Raw genomic sequence first — 20616 nt, 5'->3', positions numbered from 1 at the left:
GTAATAATTAAAATTTAAGTTTTTAAGGAGGAATTTTTATGGAAAAGTACATAGCAGAGGTACTTGGAACAATGATCTTAATTCTATTAGGTGATGGTGTTGTTGCCAACGTAGTATTAAAGAAAACTAAAGGAGCTGGCGGTGGCTGGATAGTTATAACAACTGGTTGGGCTTTAGCTGTTGCAATTCCAGTATACATATTTGGAGGAATTAGTGGAGCGCATTTTAATCCAGCAGTTACAGTAGCGTTAGCAGCTGTAGGTAAATTCCCATGGGCAGAGGTACCAGGATACATAATAGCTCAATTAATAGGTGGATTTATAGGTGCATTTTTAGTTTATGTGTTCTACTACAATCATTACCAAGTTACAGATGATAAGGGTGCAATACTTGGAACATTTTGTACAGGCCCAGCAATAAACAATAAGTTTTTTAACTTTGTAAGCGAATTTATAGGAACTTTTATATTATTATTTGGAATTTTAGGAATAACTACTCAAGAAATGGCTACAGGTGTTCAACCATTTGCAGTTGGATTATTAATATGGGTAATTGGATTATCACTTGGTGGTACTACTGGTTATGCAATAAACCCAGCAAGAGATTTTGCACCAAGACTTGCGCACTACATATTCCCAGTACCAAATAAAGGTGACTCAGAATGGCAATATGCTTGGATTCCTGTAGTTGCTCCAATACTAGGTGGAGTATTTGGTGCTTTAGTATTTCATTTAGTTTGTTAGTTAAAAATCAATCATAATTGAAAAATATGGATTAAAATATTGAGAATGTATGGTTTGGAGGGATTTTGATGAAAAAGTTAATAAATAATGTAGATGATGTAGTTGAGGATATGTTAGATGGGATGTCATTAGCTTATCCAGAATATATAAGATTAATTGATGGGTTTAATGTAATAGTAAGAAAAGACGCTCCTATAAAGGGAAAAGTAGGATTAGTTAGTGGTGGCGGAAGTGGTCATGAACCTGCTCATGGTGGATATGTAGGAAAAGGAATGTTAGATGCTGCAGTAGCAGGTGAAGTTTTTACATCTCCAACACCAGATCAAATTTATGAAGCTATAAAAGCAGTAGATTCTGGAAAAGGTGTACTTTTGATAGTTAAAAATTATACAGGCGATACTATGAATTTTGATATAGCTAAAGAAATGGCTGAAATGGATGGAATTAAAGTTGAGGCAGTTATAGTTGATGATGATGTAGCTGTTGAAGATAGTACTTATACTGCTGGAAGAAGAGGAATAGCAGGAACAGTTTTTGTTCATAAAATAGCAGGAGCTATGGCAGAAAGTGGAGCATCTCTTGAAGAGGTAAAAACAGTTGCAGAATCTGTTATTTCTAATGTGAGAAGTATGGGGATGGCATTAAGTTCTTGTATTGTTCCGGCAGCAGGAAAACCTAATTTCACTTTAGCAGATGATGAGGTGGAAATAGGAATAGGTATACATGGGGAGCCTGGAACTCATAGAGAAAAAATAAAAACAGCTGATGAAATAGCTGAACACTTAGTTAATAAAGTTTTAGAGGACATTCAAATATCAAAGGGAGATAAGGTTGCTATAATGATAAATGGGTTAGCTGCTACTCCTTATATGGAATTATATATAATAAATAAAAAGGTACATGAGCTTATGGAAGATAGAGGAATAAAAGTTCATAGAACTTTTATAGGGGAGTATATGACATCTTTAGAGATGGCTGGTTTTTCAGTTACAATTTTAAGACTTAATGATAAGTTAGAAAAATTACTAGACGAAGAATCAGATACTATTGCATTTAAAGTAAATTAAATTTATAAAAACTAAAATTACATTATATTAAATGTGGAGGTAACAACTTTATGGTTAATAGCACAAAAATAGTAGAAATATTAAATAATGTAACAGATAAAATAAATGATAAAAAGTTATATCTTACAGAACTAGATGCAGCAATAGGAGATGGAGACCATGGTCTTAATATGAGCAAAGGATTTAGTGCTGTTAGTGAGAAAATAAAATGTGATACTGACAAAGATATTGGAAATTTATTAAAAAAAGTTGGTATGACTTTAGTTTCAACAGTAGGGGGAGCCTCAGGACCTTTATATGGAACAGCTTTTATGAAAGCTTCCATATATGCCAAAGGAAAAGAAGAAATTTCTATAGAAGATTTTATTGAAATGATGAATATTGCAATAGAAGGTATAAAAATGAGAGGTAAGGCTAAAAAAGGAGAAAAAACAATGCTAGACTCTTTAATACCAGCCTATGAAGAAGGAAAGAAAGCCATTGAAGATGGAAAAAGTCCAAAGGAAGTTTTGGAAGTTATGAAAAATGCCGCTTATGAAGGTGTTGAATATACAAAAACTATAATTGCAACAAAGGGTAGAGCTAGTTACTTAGGGGAAAGAAGCTTAGGTCATCAAGATGCTGGAGCTACATCTTCAGCAGTTATTCTTTCTGCAATATATGATAGTTTATAATCTAAAACTTTAATATAGAGAGGTGGAGAGTTTTTAATGGTAGGAATTGTTTTAGTATCCCATAGTGAAGATATTGCAAATGGAATAAAAGAATTATCTCTTCAAATGGCACCAGATGCTAATCTAGCCTTAGCAGGAGGAACTGCAGATGGAAGATTAGGAACTGATGCTAATAAAATTATGGAAGCTATTGAAAGTGTTTATTGTGAAGATGGAGTTATTGTATTATTCGATTTAGGCAGTGCTTATATGAATACGGAAATGGCTATAGAGTTTTTAGATGAGGATAAACAAAAGAATGTTGAAATAATAGATGCTGCTTTAGTTGAAGGAGCTATAACGGCTATAGTAGAAAGTAGCATTGGTAAATCTAAAGAAGAAATAAAAAAAGCACTAAAAAATCTAGAGCTAGGCAAGATGCCATAAGATATAATTAATAATTTATAAAAATTCATAGAATTTTTAAAGTACTAACTATATTTGGGAAAGAATATGAAAATTTTCTCTAAATAGTTAGTACTTTTTTATTTTTTTAATAATAAATATATGTTATTGATAAACATAATAGTTTTTGAAGAAGCTATGAATATTATGTATTAGATTGTATAAATATGTAAATGTATAATTTATATAGATTGATAATTAGGTATTGGGGGTAGAGAAATGAAATTAAAAAAAGTTTTTGCAGCAGTATTAGCATCATCGATGTTACTGTTAACAGGATGTGGTGGTTCCAATAATGCAGCAAATGATGCCACTAAAAAAGATGGTGAGATAAAAGATGGAGGAACTATTACTTTTGCCGTAGGTGGAGATCCAAAGGGATTAAATCCTATGTATGGAAATGATAGAGTAACTATGACAATTAATAATGCTATATATTCTCCTCTATATGTTATTAATGATGGAAAATATGAATATTATTTGGCAGATAGTATGAAAAACTCTGAGGACTATTTACATTATACTTTAAAGCTTAAAGAAGGGTTAAAATGGGATGATGGAAAACCTTTAACAGCAGATGATGTAGTATTCACATTAGATAAGATAATGGATAAAAGTCAAAACTGCATGAAAAGGGAAGATTTTATGATAGACGATAAACCAGTACAATATAAAAAAGTTGATGATGTAACAGTAGAGTTTACTTTACCAACACTGGATATGTCTTTTCCATCAAAACTTTCAGATTTTTCACCAATAGCAAAACACGTTTATGAAGGTGAGACAGATATATCTAAAAGCCCTAAAAATGATGAACCAATAGGCAGTGGTCCATATAAGTTTAAGGAATTTAAAAAAGGTGAAAGTGTAACATTAGTAAGAAATGATAATTATTTTGGAAACAAGGCTCATATAGATACTGTTGTTTATAGGGTTATTCCAGATGCTAATTCATCTAAATCAGCATTTTTATCAGGTGAGGTTTCTGCCTTATATATTTCACCACAATCAGTTAATGACTTTAAAGATAAAGCTAATATAATTACTTTTGATGAAGGTATGAATAATAACATAATATTTATGATGAAAAATCCTAACTTAGCAAAAGTAGAAGTAAGACAAGCTATAGCTTATGCTTTAGATAAAACAGAACTTTTAAAAGCTTCAGAGATATCCACTGATTATGCAGAGTTAGCTTATTCAGTATTTACACCAGATGTACCACAATTTACAAATGATGTTGAAAAATATGATAAAAATATTGATAAAGCAAAAGAGTTATTAAAAAATGCAGGTGTAGAAAATATAAAACTTAAATTAACATATACCACTGGAGATAAGGGACAAGAAACTCAAGCCTTAATAATTCAAAAAAGTCTTAAAGAAATAGGAATAGATATAGAACTTGTTCCTATGGAAAGAAATGCGTTTATTCAAAAATTATTTACTCCAAAAACAAATGATGCTTTTGATATAGCATTTAATGGATATGTAATGGGCAATGATCCAAGTTCCTATGGATCAATATTTAAAACTGGTGGAGGAAATAACTTTATTGAGTTTAGTGATGATAAAGTAAATGAATTATTTAATAAAGCTAATATAGAAACAGATTCTAAAAAAAGAGATGAAATATATGTAGATATTCAAAAATTATTAGCAGAAGAATTGCCAATTTATCCAATATGTTATCCAAAATCAATTGTAGCTTTAGATAAAAAGATTGGTGGAGCCGATGAAGCCCAACCAGCTCCTATATTTATGTTTAGAAATTTAGGAAAACTTTATATTAAATAGTTTTAATCAAAAATATTAATTAATAAATTTAGAAAATCTTTAGGTGTCCTAAGGGACACCTTATTTTAAGTTAATAATTTGTTTTAAGTAAAACTTAATTTAAGGAGTATTACCTATGGGAAAGTATATATTAAAAAGATTTCTACAAGCCATACCAATATTAATAGTTGTATCTATAATTTCCTTTACAATAATGCATATGGCACCAGGAGATCCAGTAATGTCTTATGTAACACCAAAAATGTCTCAAGAAGATATACAAAATGTTAGAACAAATTTAGGTTTAGATAAACCTATACCTATTCAATATTTACAGTGGCTAAAAAACACATTAAAAGGGGATTTAGGATATTCTTTAGTAGATTATAGACCTGTTGGACAAGAAATTTTAGAAAGACTTCCAGCAACCTTTTTACTCATGGGTACGTCATTAGTACTTTCTTTAGTTTTAGGAATCTCTATAGGACTTATAAGTGCTCATTATCAAAACAGTAAATTTGATAAAATATTTTCTGTAATTTCTTATATTGGAATATCTATACCTAGTTTTTGGTTTGCAATGATACTCATAATAATATTTGCAGTAAAACTTCAAATATTACCAAGTGTAGGTATGCATTCTCCAGGAGTAGATTCTACTTTAGATGTAATTCATCATCTTATAATGCCAGCTTTAGTTTTAAGCTTTGGCAGTTTTTCTGTAATAAGTAGATATATAAGGGGAAAGGCTATTGTAGAAAAAACAAGAGATTATGTAAGAACAGCAAAAGGAAAAGGAGTACCTAATAAAATTATTTTTTATAAGCATATATTAAGAAATATTTTATTACCTATAGTAACTATTCTTGGAATGTCTCTTCCAGACCTTGTAACAGGAGCTTTTATTACAGAAACTATTTTTGGATGGCCTGGTATGGGGAGAATGGGAGTAAATGCTATCTTTAGCTTTGATTATCCGGTGATAATGGCAATAACTATGATATCATCATTACTTCTTATAATAGGAAATTTAATTTCAGATATACTTTATGGATTTGTAGATCCTAGAATAAAGGCGGTGGAATTAGAATGATTAAAGATATAGTAATGGTAATAAAGAAAGATAAGCGAGCAAAAATAAGTGTTATAATATTAATTTCGTTAGTTCTTTTAAGTATATTCGCTTTTTTATCACCTTATGATCCTAATGGTATAAATATAAATGATAGATTACAAGAACCAAGTTTAAAACATCTTTTTGGTACAGATGATATGGGAAGAGACTATCTAACAAGAGCATTGTATGGAGGCAGGGTTTCTTTAAGTGTAGGATTTTGTTCTATGATAATTTCTTGTGTTATAGGAACTTTAGTTGGTACAATAAGTGGTTATTTTGGTGGATGGATAGATTCTTTTATAATGAGATCTTTAGATATTCTTATGTGTATACCTAGCTTTTTTATAATACTTATTTTAAATATTTATTTTAAACCGGGACTTAGAACTATAATTATAATAATATCTTTATTTAGTTGGATGAACATAGCAAGAATTGTAAGAAGTGAAACATTATCTATTAAAGAAAGAGATTATGTTATTTGTGCAGAGTCTCAAGGGATTAGAGAATATAGAATAATAACAAAACATATAATACCAAATATTATGAATACAGTAATAGTAGCATCTACTATAAATGTTGCAGGAGCTATTATTACAGAATCATCTTTAAGTTTTTTAGGTCTTGGAGTGCAAGCACCTACATCATCTTGGGGAAGTATGCTTCAGAATGCACAAAGTCAGATGATGGATAGACCTACATTAGCTATTTTTCCAGGTTTATTAATTTTGATTACTGTTTTAAGTTTTAATATGCTAGGAGATAGATTAAGAGAGAATATTAGTATGTAATTAATATAAAATTTATATCACTAATGTAGAATTTAGATAGTTTAATAAAATTTGATTAAATCAATTTATTTAGATATATAATCTTTAGATATTCTATCTAAAGATTATATATTTAAATTTTATACCATTTTAAGGTAATATTATAACAATAATAAAACTATTAAAGTAGATTTAACATCTAAATTTCATAGTTTTTATTTTATGTATTTTTATGTGAAATAAAACAATTATAAAATTTTTGTAGTTTAACTGTTATAACTATTTATATTCATATTAAATTATATAAATTTTATTTAGGAAGATTTTTTAGACCTTTTAGAAAATTTATTTGCAATAGCTTCACCTTTAGTTAATCCAATAAAAGACCCTAATAATATAATTACTATTAATATAATTAAAGATTTAAAGTTTTTACCGTATATATTAGAACCTATAAAGGAGGAAACTAATACCACAGGAAATCTACCCATAGAAGAGTATATTAAATATTCTTTATAGTTATAGCCAGATAGTCCACAAATATATGGGATTAAACTTTTAGGAGTACCAGGAATTAAATAAATAATAAAAATAACTTTATTATTATCTACTAAACTTAATAATTTATTTATTTTACTATGCTGTTTTTTGGGAATAAGTTTCATTAGGTATTTTTTACCAAGTTTAAAAGCTATAAAATAATTTATAGAAACACCTAAAATTAAGCCTATAAAACTAAATAAAAATCCTAAATATGGACCAAAAATATATCCGCCGGTTATATTTATTATTTGTCCTGGAATTAAAAAAAAGAATATACATTGTACAATTTGAAGAAATATGAATACAACAAAAGATAAAGATCCATAAGACAAAATATTATCCCTAAGGATTTTAGGATTTTTTATTATTTTAATAATATCTTCTAAAAAATATATTATTAGATAAACAGATATTAATGTTAAAATTATAATTAAAGAAATATTTAATAATTTTTTTAGTTTAGTTTTCATAATGACACCTATCTATTTGGAAAATTTTTCACATTATACTTTAAGTATAACATTTTAAAGTAGGTAAGTTCATAATAAAATAGAAAAATATATTATAAAAATGATTTATGTGAAAATAAAGGAGAGCTATGTTAAAATAATTAATTATTTTAGCATAGCTCTCCTTTTTGTGGGTATTTAGAAAAATTTTTATTAAAAATAAAATTACTATTTTATATAACTTTATATTATTTAATGAAAATAGATATTTAATTTTCCTCTTTAGCTGTATTATGTACATTCCAAGTAAAGGATAGGAATACTATTGCCAATACAGCTGCACAAATTAATAGCATAAAGCCACCGTTCCATCCAAACTTTTCAACTAAAGCACCTAAAAGTAATTCTGCTAATACTTCACCGCCCATATATCCAAATAGGCCAGTAAATCCAGCAGCAGTCCCTGCAGCTTTTTTTGGTACTAAGTCTAAAGCACTAACACCAATCAACATAACAGGCCCATATATTAAAGCACCTATAGATGCTAAGGCACAGTTTATTGCAAGGAAGCTTGAACTATTCCAATAGACTAATACTGCAATTACAACACCAAACATACAAAATATTCCTAAAGGAGCACGACGACCATGGAATATATTATCACTAAGCCATCCAATTATTATAGTTCCAGGAATAGCAGCATATTCAAATAATGCAAAAGCTATTGAAGAATCCTTTGGAGAAAAATGTTTAACTGATTCAAGATATGTAGGAACCCAGTTAATTACACCATATCTAACTAAATATACGAATACATTAGCTAGAGCAATAAACCATAAGAATTTGTTGTTTAAAACATATTTAAATAATATCTCTTTACCAGATAACTCTTTTTCTCTGTCTGCTACAGGTATATCTGGATAATCATTTTTATACTCTTCTATAGGAGGAAGTCCTACTGATTGAGGAGTATCTTTTGCAAAAACTATATATAAAATTCCAACAATAATTGCGATTATAGCAGGTAAGAAAAATATTCCTTTCCAACTATGAAACATTGAAACCCCTATTAATGCTATTGTAGCAACTAATCCACCACCAACATTATGGGCAGTATTCCAAATTGACATTTTAAATCCACGTTCTTTATCAGAAAACCAATGAGTCATTGTTCTACCACAAGGTGGCCATCCCATTCCTTGAACCCAACCATTAAGTAGCATTAATATAAACATTATTGAAACACTTGATGTGAAAGGGAAGAATAAGTTTACAATTCCCGATGCTATTAAACCTATTCCTAAGAAATATCTTGGATTAGATCTATCTGAAAGGTTTCCCATAACGAATTTACTTATACCATAAGCGATTCCTAAAGCCGAAGCAACAAAGCCTAATTGAGTGGTGGTAAATCCTTCATTTACTAAGTAAGCTTTAGCTAAAGCAAAGTTACTTCTAACAAAATAGTAAGTTAAATAACCTATATATATGCATATGAAGACTTGAAGACGATGTCTTTTATAAGACTTATCAATTTTTTCTTCAGGTAATCTTGCAATATGAGGTGCAGGTTTTAAAAAATTTAGCATAATACGTCATTCCCTTCTAGCAATTTTAATATAAAAGCCCTATTTAAAATCACTTAGTGAATTTAAATAGGGCTTCTCTACTAATCTCTGCCTACAAAAAATCTAGTTAATATATTTATTTTGTTTACCGGTTAAATATTAGCAAATGCATGAAACGTTTTCAATGGAATAATTTGTATTTGCCATTAGTTCATAATTTGTTAACAAAATAAATATATTATATAAAAACAAATTTAAATGATTTTTTTTAAAAATATAGTTAAAAATTAATTATTTTTGAACAAAATGAATAAAGTATTTAAAAAACTTTATCGATTTAGCATAATAACTAATATTTCTACGTTCATAATATATATTTTTTATGAAAAATGTATATTTTAAAAAGTAAGTTTTAAATATATATTAAATTTACTAATAGATTATTAAATATCTATTGATAAAATAAAACCAAAAAGGAAGGATTTGGAGTTATAATGAATATGGTTAGGAGGGAGTAATTATGGGAAATTATGCAGAATTATGGAAACGTTTAGGTGTGGATTTAAAAAGACATGATAAATTATGTGAGGTGTTACCAGAGATTTATTCTTCAGTTTATCTTAATCAAGAAGATAGACCAGAAGGAATGAATTATTTTAATATGGTAATTTCAGAAATCCATGGTCTTAGAATTGAAGAATTAGATAAAGAAAGAGCAAAAGGAAGAAAAGTAGTAGGAACTTTTTGTGTTTTTGTTCCTGATGAAGTTATTTTAGCTTTAGATGCTATAAGCATAGGTTTATGTGCTGGTTCAGAGTTTTGGGTACAATCAGGGGAAACTGTTATGCCTAAAAATATGTGTCCACTAATAAAGGCATTTATGGGAGCAGCAACAGATGCTACCTGCCCATATTATTTATCAACAGATCTTATAGTAGGAGAAACTACCTGTGATGGAAAGAAAAAAGCTTGGGAGATTATGAAAGATAAGAAAGATATTTATGTAATGGATCTTCCACAAATGAAAAGAGAAAAAGATATCTTACATTGGAAAGAAGAAATATTAGCTTTTATAGATAGAATGGAAAAACTAACAGGAAATAAATTAACAGTAGAAAAATTAAAAGCTGGAATAAAACTTTGCAATGAAAAAAGAAGAGCATTAAAAAGATTAAATGATTTAAGGAAAAATAAGCCATCACCAATTAGTGGATTAGACTGTTTATTAATAACTCAAATAGCTTTTTATGATGATCCAAAAAGATTTATAGAAAACACTAATAAACTTTGTGATGAATTAGAAGAAAGAGTTAAAAGTGGAAAGATAAAAAATAATAAAAAGCGAATTTTAGTTACAGGAACTCCTATGGCAGTACCAAACTGGAAACTTCATTCACTTATTGAAAGTTTAGATGCAGAGGTTGTACTAGAAGAAAGCTGTACAGGATCTAGATATTTTGAAAATGAAGTTTCAGAAGAAGGAGATACCATAGAGGAATTAGCTTATAATATAGCAAAAAGATATATGAAAATAAACTGTGCATGTTTTACACCAAATGAAGGAAGAGCAGAGGATATAGTAAGATATAGCAAAGAATATAAAGTAGATGGGGTAATAGATTATTGTCTATCTTTCTGTCATACATATGCAGTTGAACATAGAAGTCTTAAAAAAGTGCTAGAAGAAAATAATATACCAATTTTGAGAATAGAAACTGATTATTCTAATGAGGATGCAGGACAGTTAACTACAAGAATAGAAGCCTTTTTAGAAATGATTTAAAATGAACAATAAAAAATATTATATACTTTTTGAAAATCATACAGATGGAATGAGATTTTCTGAAGCACTTTCTAAGGAAAATATAAAATATGTTATATCACCAACACCTAGAAAATTATCTGTTTGCTGTGGTATATCTATAATGTATAAAAAAGATGATGAGGAGAAAATAAAAGATTTAATAAATAAAGAGCATCTTAATTATAAAAGTTTAGAAAGTATAGAAAGTACTATTAAAAACTTTTATAAATAATTTCTTTATAAAATTAGGAGGGGATTTTTTGTATAAAGTAGGAATTGATATAGGATCTACATCAGCTAAAACAGTAATTATTAAAGATAATGAAATAATTAAATATTTTATTATGCCAACAGGATGGAGTAGTGTAGAAACTTCTAATTCTATAAAGGAAAAAATAGAAGGTTATCTAAAAACTAATATAGAAGAATGTAAAGTTGTTGCAACTGGATATGGAAGAGTTTCTGTTCCTTTTGCAAATAAAACAATAACAGAAATAACCTGTCATGGAAAAGGTGCATATTATTTATATAATAAAGATTGCACAGTAATAGATATTGGTGGACAAGATACAAAAATAATTTCTATACAAAAGGGAAAAGTTGAAAATTTTCTTATGAATGATAGATGCTCTGCTGGAACTGGAAGATTTTTAGAGGTTATGAGTAATCTTATGGGAGTTAAAATAGATGAACTTTGTGACCTTGCAAGAACAGGAAAAGATGTTACTATAAGTTCTATGTGTACTGTATTTGCAGAATCAGAAGTTATAGGACTTATTGCAAAGGGAGTAAGTAAAAATGATATAGCTTATGGAATAGTAGATTCAATAACATCAAAGGTTAAATCATTATGTTCAAAATATGGAGGAAATAGTGAATATTTTTTAACTGGTGGACTTAGCAATAACTCTTATATTCTTGAAAATCTTTCAAAAAAATTAGAATCTAATGTAGAGACTGATGAATTATCTCATTATGCAGGAGCAATAGGTGCAGCTCTTAGTGCTAAATAAAATAAAAAATTCTTTTAATTATAATAATAATTTTATTTTAAAATGCTTAGCTATAAAATTTTTTTAAAAGTTTTATGGTTAAGCATTTTTTTTATAAATATATTTATTTTTCTTTTTCTTTGTAATAAATGTTACAGATATATTTTGAAATTATAGTTATAATATAGTTATAATAAAGCAATTTAAAGTATTAATATATAAAACAATTTTACATTAATAAAAATAAAGAGATAAAAATATGAAAATTTTGTAATTAATATAGATAGATCTAAGGAGTAGATAAAATGGTTAAGAGCAATTATTATGGGAATCTTCAAAAAGTTAGAGACGATAATAGAACTTATGGTATAACTCCTCATATACCTGGAGGATTTATAACTCCAGAAAATTTAGGGAAAATAGCAACAGTTGCTAAAAAGTATAAGGGAGTTTTAAAAATAACTTCTGGTCAAAGAATTCTTATAACAAATTTAAAGGAAGAGGACTTACCTAATATATGGGAAGAACTTGGTATGGAGCCAGCGGTAGTATCTCAAAACTCAGTTAAAAATGTAGAAATATGTCCAGCTGGATTTTGCAAGAGAGCTAAATATAATACAATGGGAATAGGAATGAAATTATCTAAGAAATATCAAAGAATGGAAATGCCTTGTAGAACTAAAATAGGAGTAGCAGGATGTAGAAATGCCTGTGGAAGTGTTTATAGTAAAGATGTAGGAGTTATTGCAGATAAAACAGGACTTATTATAACTGCTGGAGGTTCTGGTGGATATAATCCAAGGCTTGCAGATATAATAATAAAGGACATTGATGAAGAGCAGGTATTGAAAATAATAGATAATCTTTTTAAGATTTATAAGGAAAATGCAGAAGCTGGAGAAAAACTAGGGTTTTTTATAGATAGAATTGGTATAGATAAATTTAAAGAAGAGGTTTTAAAAGTATAAATTTTTTTAAAGAACTTTTATAAAATAATATTTATATATTTATATTAAAATAAAAGATTATAAGTTAATAAATTAATTTTTATAATGTAGTCTATTTAAAATACTTAAATAGGGTATATAACTTTAAGATTTAAAGTTATATACTCTATTTTTATATTTATAAAAATTAAACCTAAAAAATATATAAAATAATGTATTAAAAGAAAATATATATAGTTATATTAAAAAATAAAATTATTAAATAAGAAAATTTATAGCAATAATTCGACTAATAAATATTATAAAATTAAATTAAAAATCTTTAAATTAAATAAATTTTATAAAAAATATTTTTTTAATCGAAAAAGATGTTGAATAAATAAGATGAATCTGTTTTAAAAATATTTAAAAATTGTACTATGGAACTTTGTGTGGACAGGCATTGAAATTTGGTGAATGAAAAAAATTGAAATTAATTCCAAGTGAATTTAAAATAATAATTGCTTAAATAAATATTATGAATTTAAATTTTATATTTGGGAGGAGGATTCTTTTTATGAAAAAAAATAAAATAGCTGCTTTAGCATTATCAGGAGCATTATTAGTGGGGGCAACTGCACTAGGAACATTTGCTTATTTTAATGATACAGCAAAAACAAGTAATAATTTGGTAGTAACTACTGGAACTTTAAGACTTGGTTCTGAAGAATCAGACTGGTACGTATGCGATTTAAGTGATGGAGATTCAAAAAACGAAACTGATTTAAAAACAGAATCAAAAAAATTAGATGAAAATAAATTTGAAAATGTTAGACCAGGAGATACATTTAAAAAATATAGTAAGTTTAAAAATAATGGTACATTAAAACAAAGATTAACTTTTAATATTGATGAATTAAATAATGCAGTTTTAGCTAAGGATATCAATGGAAATAAGATTTTAGTTAGTGATATATTTGATATTAAATATGCTTATTTTAATACTTCTGATGAAGAGAATGCAACATCATCTCCAGAAGTAACTTTAGAAGATAATAAATATTATATTTTAAATCCAAATGAAAGCATTACTATGGGTATTGAAATGAAATTTAAAAAAGAAATTCCAAATGTAGTTAAAAATATTGATGTACAAGGTATAGAATTTGATTTAGAAGAAACAACTAAAAACACTATAACAGTTATAGCTGATCAACTTAATAAAGGAAAATAATTAAGTAATTAATATAATAAAGCCCTAAGTTTCTTAGGGCTTTATTATAAATAAGGCAAAAGCGTGGTGATACTTTGAAAAAAAATAAAATGTTAATTAAATCTTTGCTTATTGGAACTTTATTTTTTGGAATATCTGCAAGTAGTATAACAGCTTATGCAGCTCCAAAAGATGGAGATATTATAATTCATGCAGAAAATGGAATTGATGAAGGAATATTTTCAGATAGAGATGGACTTTGGCAGCCAGGAATGAATTTAAGTAAAGGATTTATTGTTACTAATAATAGCGATGATGATATAAAAATAAAAAAGTTTAATTTAAAGCATATATCTTTAAAAAATAATACGACTAATAAAGAACTATTATTAGATGATATAGAACATAAAAAGACTATGGAAAATTGTATTATTACTATTTTAGATGGGAATAAGGAGATTTTTAAGGGGAATTTAAATAAAGCTTTTGATAAAAATGGCATTAAATTATCTAATGATATAGTAGTAAAAAATGGGGAAAAGAAAAACTTTAAGATGAATTTTTCTATTAACAAAGAAGCAGATAATGATTTGCAGGATTTAAGAAATGAATTTAATATTGCTGTTAATTATGAGCTTTTAGATAGCAAAACAGAAGGTGAAGATAATAGTAATAATAGTGGTAATGATAGTAATATAGGAAGCTCTGGACAAGATAGCTCAAATAACACTTTATCTAATAGTATGCCGAAAACAGGAGCTTTAGTAGGTACTGCCACTTCAGCTTTAATAGGAATAGGAGTCTTATCATTAGGTACTTTTTTTGTTATAAAAAACAAGAAAAAGGAAGGTGATAGGGATGAATAATAGAGAAAGTAGAAATGAAAGAAGAAAGAAAAGATTAAAGGTTTTTAAAAAGGAAAGTATAAAAGCACTAGCTTTAGCATTAATTATTGGTTCTATTGGAACAGGCATGAGCTACGCATATTTTAAAGATGAAGTTAAAGTAAACCCTGATTTAAATATAACAACCGGAACATTACAAACCGTATTTCTTGAAAAAAATAAACCAATTAATATAGAATATGATGATGATGATTACAAAGATGGAACTACAATAAAAAATGATAAGTTTACTATTGAAAATAAAGGAACCTTAAATCAAAAATTAAAGCTTAATATAGAAAATTATAAAGAGCACCAAACTTTAATAAAGAATAAACACCTAAGCAATATAAAACATTCTATTGAATTTACAAAAATTAAAAAAGACGGATCAAGAGAAAGCTTAGACACATATGTAGCACCTTTTTCAGAGTTTAAAAGCAAATCTATTATAATTTATCATAAAGGAATTCCTGCAGTGCTAGAGCCAGGAGAAAAAATAGAAGGAAAATTCGCATTACAAAAAAATACTAAAGATAAATATGATGATATCTTATGTACATTTGATATTAAAGTAACAGCAACTCAAACTAATGATAGTATTAAAGAGTAGGAGCTAAGGAGGTATATTATGAAATTAAAAAGTATAATTATAGGTACAATGATGGGTTTAACTTTAGCTTTTACAGGAACAGTAGGTAGTTATGCATATTTTAAGAGTCAAGATACATTAAAAGAAAATAGAATAGAAATAGATGATGATATATTAGAAAATAATAGTAAAGATCAAGATCAAATAAATAATGAAAATACAGATCAAAAAGTAGATTCAAATGAAAATGCTAATGGTGAAACTAATAATAAAGAAAATAGTGAGGGTAATTCTTCTAATAATGAAAATCCTAATGTAGAAGTCCCTAATTTAGAAGAAGAAAATAGTCAAAATAGTAATGAATCTACTGAAACTACTGAGACCATAAATCCTAATAATCAATCAAATGAAGTAGATTCAAATAATAATAATCAAACAAATAATGGAGAAGAACCTATAAATCAAAATTCTATAAATGATGAAGTGAAAAATGAAGAAAATATAACTTCTGATGGTAATTTAGATACAAATAATCAATAAAATTAGATTATTTATAGATTGGTTTTAAAATTGATATTAAAGAGAAGGGATATGTTGTTTAAGTAAATAACATATCTCTTTTTTTTATAGAGATTTAATTCAAAGTAAAACATTTAAATGAAATTATGTAAAATATCTAATTAATATAGCTTTTCTTCTTAAAATAATAAAATTTTAGTTAAGCAAGTAATAATTGGAAACGATAATTTTAAGTGAATCTAATTACTTAAATGCTAGGGGGATAAAAATGAATAAGAGAGTTAAAAAAAATTTAAAAAGAAGGGGGAGTATAAAGGGAAAAATAATATCAGCTATGTTAGTTGTGATGATTTTTATTTTAACATTGACTTCTATGGTAAGTTTTATCAATGCGAAAAATGCTCTTGAAAAAACAGCACAAGAGTTCATAGTAAAAATAGGACAATCATCCTCAAATGAGTTTAAGGAAAAAATAGGGGATATATTTAAAGAAGTATCAACTTTAGAATTAAATAGTGAAGTTATAAATGGAGACGAAGAAACAAGAGTAAACGTATTAAATAATTTTTGCAAACAACAAAACTTTATTACTGTAGGAATAGCCGATGTAGATGGTAACGTTACTTATAGTGATGGGGCTAAAGTTAATGTAAAGGGAAGAGATTATTTTGAAAAAGCTTTAAAGGGTGAAAAAGCTTTAGGAATACCTTACTTTAGTAAGGTTGTTAAGGATCTTTTCTTATTACCATTCGCTGTTCCAATAAAGGAAGATGGAAAAGTTACAGGAGTAATATTAGCTCTTAAAGATGGGGGATTTTTAGGAACTGTTGCGAATAACTTTAAAGTAGGGAAAACAGGATTTGTATATATAATAAATGGAAAAGGGGAAGTTATTGCACATAGAGATAATGATTTAGTAGTTAAAAAAGATAATGTAAATAAAAGTGTTAAAGAAGATAAAAGGCTAGAACCATTAGCAGCAATTGAAAGAGATATGATGGCAGGTAAATCAGGCTTTGGAAAGTATGAGTATGATGGACATAGAAGATATATGGGATATAGTTCTATAGAAGGAACAGACTGGTCATTAGGTGCTGTAATAGATCAAGATGATATATTAAGTTCTTTAGACACTCTTAAGAAAAACTTTTTATACACTATTGTAGTATTAATAGTTTTAACTATAATATTAGCTTTATTTGTTAGTAAAAAATTAGTTAATTTAATATATAATATAAATGATTATGTAAAAGAAATAGCAGAAGGTAACTTTAAGGCTACAATGGATAAAAAATATGTAGAGAGAAATGATGAAATTGGTGACATTATAAGATCTTTAGAAAAAATGAAAAACTCAATTTCTAATATAATAAATGATATAAAGGATAATACATATAAAGTTACTTCCCAATCAGAAAACTTAAATAGCATTTCAAAGGAATTTACAGAGACAACTCAAAATATAGCAAAAGCTATAGAAGAAGTTGCAAACGGAGCTACAGATCAAGCAGAATCACTTCAAGATATTATGAATAAAACTAATGACTTTGGTAAAAATGTAGATTCCATGAAAGGTCAGTTTATAACTATTAGTAATCTAACAGAAAGCACTAATATTAAGGCTTTAGATAGTAATAATGAGATGAGAAAAGTTGTAGATGATTTTAATAGCATTTTAGGAACATTTAAAGATTTCTTAAATAAGATGGATTCTATGAACAAAAATATATTAAAGGTAAATGAGATAACTTATTTGATAAATGAAATATCAGATCAAACAAATCTGTTAGCATTAAATGCAGCTATAGAGGCTGCAAGAGCTGGGGAGGCTGGAAAAGGGTTTGCAGTTGTATCAGAAGAAATTAGAGCTCTTGCAGAAAGAAGTAAAGAAGCTACAGATAATATAATCTCAATATCAAATAACATATTAGAAGATAATAAAGATATAAGTAATAGTACAAACAAAATGAACGAAGAGTTTAAATCTCAACAAATAATAATAGAAAAGGCTATATCTAGCTTTAAAGAGATTAGCACATCACTTAAAGAAGTTTCACCTTTAATGGATAATATGAATTCTTCTACAATGGAATTAGATAGTAGAAAAGATGAAATTTTAGAAAAAATAAATAGTATATCTGCAATAGCAGAGGAAATATCATCATCTTCAGAAGAGATAACTGCATCAGCAGAAGAGATGAGTGCATCATCACAAGAGATTTATAGTTCAGCTAGTGATATAAAAGATTTAGCTAAAAATGTTAATGAATCTTTTGATGTATTTAATATATAAAATTGTTATAAAGATAAGTTTAATATGAAAAAGACAGTATATATTTACTGTCTTTTTTTATGCATAAATAACCATTATAAAGAATAAAAAGTTTAATTATATTTAAATTAATATGGAAAATTTGTAAAGTTTATATAAAAGTAAACCGATAAACTTACTTTAACAATTATTTCTTGTAGGGGGATGAATATGGAAAAAAACAATAGTAAAAAATCTAAAAGGAAAGTAAGTATTAAAGAAAAAATAATATTATCAACAATATTAATAATTTCTGTTATGTCAGCATTTGTACTAAGTATTAGTTATTTAAATGGAAAAAAATCTCTTGAGATAACAGCAGAACAATTTATGACTCAAATAAGTAAATCTGCATCTGATGAAATTAATGAACATATTGATTTTGTATTTGATGCACTTTCAGATTTACAATTAAATGATTATATTATTAATGAAGGAACTGATGAAAGAGTAAAACTAGATTTATTAAATAAATTTTGTAAGGCAAAAGATTTTATAGCTGTAGGTATTGCATCTATAGATGGAAATACTATTTATAATGATGGAAACAATTCCAACCTAAAGGGAAAGGATTATTTTGAGAAAGCACTAAAAGGAGAAAATGGTGTAGGAGATCCTTATTTTACTGATGATAATAAAACTTTTTTACTGCCATTTGCTGTTCCAATAAAAGAAGATGATAAAGTAAGCAAAATTTTAGTAGGAATTAAAAGTGGATATTTTTTAAGTGAAGTATCTAATAGTATAGCAGTGGGAAATAAGGGATTTGTTTATTTACTTAATAAAAAAGGTGAGGCAATAGCCCATAAAAATAAGGTGTTAGTAGATAGAAAAAATAATATATTAGATCAGGTAAAAGAAAATAAACAATTAGAGGCCATAGTTGCTATTCAAAAAAAGATGATGGCAGGAGAATCAGGCTTTGGAGGATATAAATTTGATGGAATAAAAAAATATTTAGCTTATTCTCAAGTAAATATAAATGGATGGACATTAGGTGCTGTAGTAGAACAAAGCGATATATTAAGCTCTTTAGATTCTTTAAAGAAAGATTTTCTATATACTATAGTATTTTTAATAATTATAACTATAATATTAGCTTTATTTATTAGCAAAAAATTAGTTAATTTAATATATAAAATAAATGATTATATAAAAGAAATTGCAAAAGGTAACTTTAAAGCAAAAATAGATGAAAAGTATATAAATAGAAATGATGAGCTAGGAGAAAGTATAAGAGCTTTAGAAAATATGAAAAATTCAATTTCTAATATAATAAATGATATAAAGGGTAATACCTATAAGGTTACATCTCAATCAGAAAATTTAAATAGTATTTCTAAAGAATTTACAGAGACAACTAAAAATATAGCAAAAGCTATAGAAGAGGTTGCAAATGGAGCTACAGAGCAAGCACAATCACTCCAAGATGTTGTAGATAAAACAAATGATTTTGGCAATAATGTAGATTTAATAAAAGAACAATTTATAACCATTAATGATTTAACAGAAAGCACTAATATTAAAGCTTTAGATAGCAATAATGAGATGAAAAAGGTTATAGATGATTTTAATAATATTTTAGATACATTTAAAGATTTCTTAAATAAGATGGATTCTATGAATAAAAATATATTAAAGGTAAATGAGATAACTTATTTGATAAATGAAATATCAGATCAAACAAATCTTTTAGCATTAAATGCAGCTATAGAAGCTGCAAGAGCTGGGGAGGCTGGAAAAGGGTTTGCAGTTGTATCAGATGAAATTAGAACACTAGCAGAAAGAAGCAAAGAGGCTACAGAAAACATAATATCAATATCAAATAATATATTAGAAGATAATAAAGATATAAGTAATAGCACAAATAAGATGAATGAAGAGTTTAAAGCTCAACAAGTAATAATAAAAAATGCTATAGGTAGCTTTAAAGAGATTAGTACATCACTTAAAGAAGTTTCACCTTTAATGAATAAAATGAATTCTTCTACAAATGAGCTAGATAAAAGAAAAGACGAAATTCTAGAAAAGATAAATAGTATATCATCAATAGCAGAGGAGATATCATCATCTTCAGAGGAAATAACTGCATCAGCAGAAGAGATGAGTGCATCATCACAAGAGATTTATAGTTCAGCTAGTAATATAAAAGATTTAGCTAAAAACGTTAATGAATCTTTCGATATATTTAATATATAACTATTAATATATCCATAGGAGGTAT

At 27.0% G+C, this 20616-nt stretch carries 19 protein-coding genes; 17 read left to right on the top strand and 2 right to left on the bottom strand.

Features of this window, described 5'->3' with window-relative positions; all coding sequences use genetic code 11:
- The first annotated feature begins 38 nt into the window (after positions 1–38).
- From BUA70_RS00175 to BUA70_RS00145, 7 genes are all read left to right on the top strand, one after another.
- Positions 39–743 (top strand): MIP/aquaporin family protein, encoded by a 705-nt coding sequence (locus BUA70_RS00175; RefSeq protein WP_072892210.1) that lies wholly within the window; start codon positions 39–41, stop codon positions 741–743.
- 68 nt (positions 744–811) lie between these two features.
- A complete protein-coding gene (gene dhaK, locus BUA70_RS00170) occupies positions 812–1810 on the top strand; it encodes a dihydroxyacetone kinase subunit DhaK (RefSeq protein WP_072892209.1) in 999 nt (332 codons plus the stop codon).
- Positions 1811–1860: 50 nt separating this feature from the next.
- Positions 1861–2484 (top strand): dihydroxyacetone kinase subunit DhaL, encoded by a 624-nt coding sequence (gene dhaL, locus BUA70_RS00165; protein ID WP_072892208.1) that lies wholly within the window; start codon positions 1861–1863, stop codon positions 2482–2484.
- 36 nt (positions 2485–2520) lie between these two features.
- A complete protein-coding gene (gene dhaM, locus BUA70_RS00160; RefSeq protein WP_072892207.1) occupies positions 2521–2910 on the top strand; it encodes a dihydroxyacetone kinase phosphoryl donor subunit DhaM in 390 nt (129 codons plus the stop codon).
- 237 nt (positions 2911–3147) lie between these two features.
- Positions 3148–4725 (top strand): ABC transporter substrate-binding protein, encoded by a 1578-nt coding sequence (locus BUA70_RS00155; RefSeq protein WP_072892206.1) that lies wholly within the window; start codon positions 3148–3150, stop codon positions 4723–4725.
- 115 nt (positions 4726–4840) lie between these two features.
- Positions 4841–5797: an ABC transporter permease gene (locus BUA70_RS00150; protein ID WP_072892205.1), complete on the top strand. Its 957-nt coding sequence runs from the start codon at positions 4841–4843 to the stop codon at positions 5795–5797.
- A gap of 14 nt (positions 5798–5811) precedes the next feature.
- Positions 5812–6612 (top strand): ABC transporter permease, encoded by an 801-nt coding sequence (locus tag BUA70_RS00145; protein ID WP_423236771.1) that lies wholly within the window; start codon positions 5812–5814, stop codon positions 6610–6612.
- A 293-nt stretch (positions 6613–6905) separates the two neighbouring features.
- On the opposite strand, the gene BUA70_RS00140 is transcribed toward BUA70_RS00145, so the two are convergent.
- Together BUA70_RS00140 and glpT are read right to left on the bottom strand one after the other, a co-directional pair.
- Positions 6906–7604 (bottom strand): TVP38/TMEM64 family protein, encoded by a 699-nt coding sequence (locus tag BUA70_RS00140; RefSeq protein ID WP_072892203.1) that lies wholly within the window; start codon positions 7602–7604, stop codon positions 6906–6908.
- Between the two features lie 248 nt (positions 7605–7852).
- Entirely contained in the window at positions 7853–9172 is a 1320-nt protein-coding gene (glpT, locus tag BUA70_RS00135; RefSeq protein ID WP_072892202.1) for a glycerol-3-phosphate transporter, read from the bottom strand.
- A 499-nt stretch (positions 9173–9671) separates the two neighbouring features.
- Between glpT and BUA70_RS00130 the strand changes: the two genes are divergently transcribed.
- The 10 genes from BUA70_RS00130 (at position 9672) to BUA70_RS00085 (ending at position 20591) form a co-directional block, all read left to right on the top strand.
- Positions 9672–10934 carry a double-cubane-cluster-containing anaerobic reductase gene (locus BUA70_RS00130; RefSeq protein ID WP_072892201.1) on the top strand — a complete coding sequence of 421 codons (1263 nt, stop codon included), beginning with the start codon at positions 9672–9674 and terminating at the stop codon, positions 10932–10934.
- Position 10935: 1 nt separating this feature from the next.
- Positions 10936–11187, top strand: a complete 252-nt coding sequence (locus BUA70_RS00125; RefSeq protein ID WP_072892200.1) for a putative Se/S carrier protein — start codon at positions 10936–10938, stop codon at positions 11185–11187.
- Positions 11188–11215: 28 nt separating this feature from the next.
- Positions 11216–11968: an acyl-CoA dehydratase activase gene (locus BUA70_RS00120; RefSeq protein ID WP_072892199.1), complete on the top strand. Its 753-nt coding sequence runs from the start codon at positions 11216–11218 to the stop codon at positions 11966–11968.
- A 284-nt stretch (positions 11969–12252) separates the two neighbouring features.
- The gene (locus tag BUA70_RS00115) at positions 12253–12915 is read left to right on the top strand and encodes a nitrite/sulfite reductase domain-containing protein (protein ID WP_072892198.1); all 663 of its coding nucleotides are present in this window, start codon (positions 12253–12255) and stop codon (positions 12913–12915) included.
- 535 nt (positions 12916–13450) lie between these two features.
- Positions 13451–14107 carry a TasA family protein gene (locus BUA70_RS00110; RefSeq protein WP_072892197.1) on the top strand — a complete coding sequence of 219 codons (657 nt, stop codon included), beginning with the start codon at positions 13451–13453 and terminating at the stop codon, positions 14105–14107.
- A 74-nt stretch (positions 14108–14181) separates the two neighbouring features.
- Positions 14182–14952, top strand: a complete 771-nt coding sequence (locus BUA70_RS00105; RefSeq protein ID WP_072892196.1) for a hypothetical protein — start codon at positions 14182–14184, stop codon at positions 14950–14952.
- On the top strand, positions 14945–15583 hold the full coding sequence (locus BUA70_RS00100) for a hypothetical protein (protein WP_072892195.1): 639 nt from the start codon (positions 14945–14947) through the stop codon (positions 15581–15583). Before BUA70_RS00105 ends, BUA70_RS00100 begins: the two co-directional genes overlap by 8 nt.
- Positions 15584–15601: 18 nt before the next feature.
- Entirely contained in the window at positions 15602–16102 is a 501-nt protein-coding gene (locus BUA70_RS00095; RefSeq protein ID WP_072892194.1) for a hypothetical protein, read from the top strand.
- A gap of 247 nt (positions 16103–16349) precedes the next feature.
- The gene (locus tag BUA70_RS00090; protein WP_072892193.1) at positions 16350–18374 is read left to right on the top strand and encodes a methyl-accepting chemotaxis protein; all 2025 of its coding nucleotides are present in this window, start codon (positions 16350–16352) and stop codon (positions 18372–18374) included.
- Between the two features lie 189 nt (positions 18375–18563).
- Positions 18564–20591: a methyl-accepting chemotaxis protein gene (locus tag BUA70_RS00085; protein WP_072892192.1), complete on the top strand. Its 2028-nt coding sequence runs from the start codon at positions 18564–18566 to the stop codon at positions 20589–20591.
- The last annotated feature ends 25 nt before the right edge of the window (positions 20592–20616 follow it).

This window comes from Clostridium fallax (assembly GCF_900129365.1).
GTDB classification, from domain to species: domain Bacteria; phylum Bacillota; class Clostridia; order Clostridiales; family Clostridiaceae; genus Clostridium_AH; species Clostridium_AH fallax.
This window is presented reverse-complemented; position numbering and strand designations above follow the sequence as displayed.